The 4,144-nt window shown below is 63.8% G+C and carries 1 protein-coding gene and 2 pseudogenes; all 3 read left to right on the top strand.

Annotated features, from left to right (window positions below; genetic code table 11):
• Positions 1-622: pseudogene (locus tag WAW17_RS16345) on the top strand (alpha/beta hydrolase); the annotation flags it as partial.
• Between the two features lie 163 nt (positions 623-785).
• Entirely contained in the window at positions 786-2,828 is a 2,043-nt protein-coding gene (gene gyrB / locus WAW17_RS16340; protein ID WP_422333995.1) for a DNA topoisomerase (ATP-hydrolyzing) subunit B, read from the top strand.
• Between the two features lie 344 nt (positions 2,829-3,172).
• Positions 3,173-4,144, top strand: a pseudogene (locus tag WAW17_RS16335) (ATP-binding protein); the annotation flags it as partial.

The following is a 4,144-nucleotide window of genomic DNA, read 5'->3' as shown; positions in this document are numbered from 1 at the left end:
GCCCGTCCACGTACTGGCCCACGACTGGGGTTCGGTCGCGGCGTGGGAGGCCGTCTGTGAACCGGGCGCCGATGCGCGCATCGCCTCCTTCACCTCTGTGTCCGGTCCCAATCTCGATCACCTGGGAAAATGGGTGCGACGGCGCGTCGCCGACCGTAGTTTCGGCGGTCCGCTCACCCAGGCGGTGGCGTCGGGCTACACGGTGATCTTCCAGGTTCCCGGTGTGGCGACATTGCCTCTGCGTCTGTGGTTCTCCCGGCACTGGCCCGCATTCCTGAAGTTCTTCGATCGTCTCGATCCTGCGCTGGTGGACCCTTCCCCGACGCTGGCCGCCGACATGGTCAACGGTCTGAAGTTGTACCGGGCCAACATCCGGGCCCGCCTGGGGGCACCGCGTGAGCGCCGCACGAAAGTTCCGGTCCAGCTGATTCTGAACCAGCGGGACAAGGCCGTCCGTCCGGTCGGTTTCGAGGACACGGAGATCTGGGTTGACGAGGTGCGTCGCCGGGAGATCCCGGCCGGTCACTGGTCACCGATCTCACATGCGGACGACGTCGCTCGGCTGACCGCAGACTTCGTCGAGGCAATCCACGGCCGACGATCCCTCGATCCGTCCGCATAGGTTTTCACCCCCGGCGAGTCCTGAAAATCCCCCTACGGGGCACTGAGGGGTGTCATAGCCCGCTTGTAGGCTCGACGTACCAGTAAGATGGCCAGGTAACTAGCCGCAAGATTCCCGACTCTCCTGCGTCGGGTAGTGGACGGAGAAGGAGAGCTACCCACCCGTGGCTGCCCAGAAGTCAGACAAAAGTACCTCCAGCAAGGACTACGGCGCTTCTTCCATCACCGTCCTCGAAGGACTCGAAGCAGTTCGTAAGCGACCGGGCATGTACATCGGTTCCACCGGTGAGCGCGGTCTGCACCACTTGATCTGGGAAGTCGTCGACAACTCCGTCGACGAGGCCATGGCCGGACACGCGAGCAAGGTCGAGGTCACCCTCCTCGAGGACGGCGGAGTCCAGGTCGTCGACGACGGTCGCGGAATTCCCGTCGGCATGCACTCCTCCGGTGTGCCCACCCTCGAGGTCGTCCTCACCCAACTGCACGCCGGCGGCAAGTTCGACTCCGATTCGTATGCCGTGTCCGGCGGTCTGCACGGCGTCGGTATCTCGGTGGTCAACGCACTGTCGACCAAACTCGAGGTCGACATCAAGCGTGACGGCTACCACTGGAGTCAGACGTACACCTACTCCAAGCCCGGTGAGCTCATCCAGGGTGAGCCCACCAACGAGAAGGGGACGTCGGTTCGCTTCTGGTCGGACCCCGACATCTTCGAGTCCACCGTCTACAGCTTCGAGACGGTGGCGCGGCGCCTGCAGGAGATGGCTTTCCTGAACAAGGGCCTCACGATCACGCTCACCGACGAGCGGGTCAGCGACGCCGAGGTCACCGAAGAGGTCGTCAGCCAGGTCGCCGAGGCACCGAAATCCGCGGAGGAAGAGACCGCGGAGGCCGCAGCCCCCAGCCCACACAAGGTCAAGACCCGCGTTTACCAATACCCGGGCGGCCTCGAGGACTACGTGCGGCACATCAACCGCACCAAGCAGGCCATCCACAACTCCGTCGTGGGATTCACCGCGAAGGGCCCCGGCCACGAACTCGAGATCGCAATGCAGTGGAACTCCGGCTACTCGGAGTCGGTGCACACGTTCGCCAACACCATCAATACCCACGAGGGCGGAACTCACGAAGAGGGTTTCCGGTCCGCGCTGACCGCGACGGTCAACAAGTACGCGCTCGACAAGAAACTCCTCAAGGACAAAGATCCCAAACTCACCGGTGACGACATCCGTGAAGGGCTCGCGGCGATCATCTCCGTGAAGGTGAGTGAACCGCAGTTCGAGGGTCAGACCAAGACCAAGCTGGGCAACACCGAGGTTCGGTCCTTCGTCCAGAAGGCGTGCAACGAACATCTGGGCCACTGGTTCGAAGCCAACCCGGCGGACGCGAAGACGATCGTCTCCAAGGCGGTGTCCTCGGCACAGGCCCGCGTCGCTGCGCGTAAGGCTCGCGAGCTGGTGCGGCGCAAGAGCGCCACCGACCTCGGTGGATTGCCGGGCAAGCTCGCCGACTGCAGGTCCAACGATCCGAGCAAATCCGAGATCTACATCGTGGAGGGCGACTCCGCAGGCGGCTCGGCCAAGTCGGGCCGGGATTCGATGTACCAGGCGATCCTGCCGCTTCGCGGCAAGATCCTCAACGTCGAGAAGGCTCGCCTCGATCGTGCGTTGAAGAACACCGAAATCCAGTCGATGATCACAGCTTTCGGTACCGGTATTCACGACGAGTTCGATCTCGCCAAGCTGCGTTATCACAAGATCGTGCTGATGGCCGACGCCGACGTGGACGGCCAGCACATCGCGACGCTGCTCCTGACGCTGCTGTTCCGCTTCATGCGTCCACTGGTCGAGAACGGGCACGTCTACCTGGCGCAGCCGCCGCTGTACAAGCTCAAGTGGCAGCGCAGCGAACCCGAGTTCGCGTATTCGGATCGTGAACGGGACGTGATGGTCGAGGCGGGCCTCGCTGCCGGCAAGAGGATCAACAAGGAAGACGGCATCCAGCGTTACAAAGGCCTCGGTGAGATGAACGCGAAGGAACTGTGGGAGACCACGATGGACCCGTCCGTTCGCGTGCTGCGCCTGGTCACGCTCGACGACGCCGCTGCGGCCGACGAATTGTTCAGCGTGCTGATGGGTGAGGACGTCGATGCACGTCGCAGCTTCATCATTCGCAATGCAAAGGACGTTCGCTTCCTCGACGTCTAGGTTGTGTCGCGTTTCGGTCGAGGGCGGAGATCGGGATATCCGCCCTCGACTGTGAACCACCATTCTGTGTAGCCTGAGCCGCTGTCGAACGTCGAAAAAGTACTGATGTGACTCCCGAGGCGGATGTTACTGACAAGTAGCTGTTGGGAGTGCGCTGTGGTAGGAATCTTGGCACGCGGGGATGTGATGATTTCGTTACATCCAGCGGTGGGTGAACCGGGTTCGGCTTACCGTTCACTTCCCTCTGTTGCCGAAAGTCACCGCGGCCTGTGCGTTCACCGTGCCGTGGACGCAGTCACGAGCACAGACCGGCGCGTAACCGCCGGGTGGAAAGGAAGCGTGGGATGAGCGACGAGTCGCCGCCCCGGGCAAAGTTCTGGGATATCGAAGGCTGGGGCCTGCGGTGGAAGGTCACCGCGGTTCTCGCGGTTCCTGTCACCGTCGCCATGGTGCTCGGCGGACTGCGGGTGCAGGGTGAGCTGAGCAACGCCGTCCACTTCACCGAGGCGGCCGATCAGATCGTCGGCGTCCCCGACATCGTTGCCCTCGAGGCCGCCATGGGTACCGTGACCAGTGGTTACGCCTCCGGCACGATCACCAAGGAAGACCGCGAAACCGCGGAAGCCCTGATGGAGGACGTGGCTGAGCAGGCCCGGAACCCCGAACTCGATCCCGCGGTCGCCGCTTCGATCGATCAGACGGTCTCTGACGGCAGGGCCCTTCTGAGCCTCATGGAATCACCGGGCGTCGCGTCGGATCGGCTCACGGAGAAGCAGCGCAAGTTCGCCGCGGACTTCATCCGGGAGGTCGACGAGATCGTGCGCCCGATCGACGACAGCGACGTCGTCGACAAGGGCTTCCTTCTGACCAACGCGTGGGAAGCGCAGCGGCGCCTGTTCGATCAGGCGATGGGTCTCGTCGCGCTCAAGGACATCTACGCCGGGCCGAACGGACGTGAAAGAGCCCGGACCGGCGACCTTCCCACCACCGCGGTGGTTTCCGGCGCCGGGGCCGAGTCGGGTCTACTGGACGTGCTCGGCCGGTACTACCCGATCGACGACCCTCGGCTCGCAACGCTTCGTGACAACATCGCCCAGCGAAACGCCTTCATCGACCAGGGCCTCGCGGATGCCGCCCGCGGCGGGTTGCTCCCCATCCTGCAGTTGCGATCCTCCCTCATCGCCAGCCGTGACATCTACCAGGAGCTGACGAGCGAGGCGGCCGAGAACATCGCCACCACCGTCCAGCAGCGTGCCGCGGACACTCGGTCCGCTGCGCTTCGCGACACGGCGATCGTCCTCGGCACGCTGCTGGCG

The sequence above is a fragment of the Rhodococcus sp. (in: high G+C Gram-positive bacteria) genome, assembly GCF_049286785.1.
Taxonomy (GTDB): Bacteria; Actinomycetota; Actinomycetes; order Mycobacteriales; family Mycobacteriaceae; genus Rhodococcus_F.
This window is presented reverse-complemented; position numbering and strand designations above follow the sequence as displayed.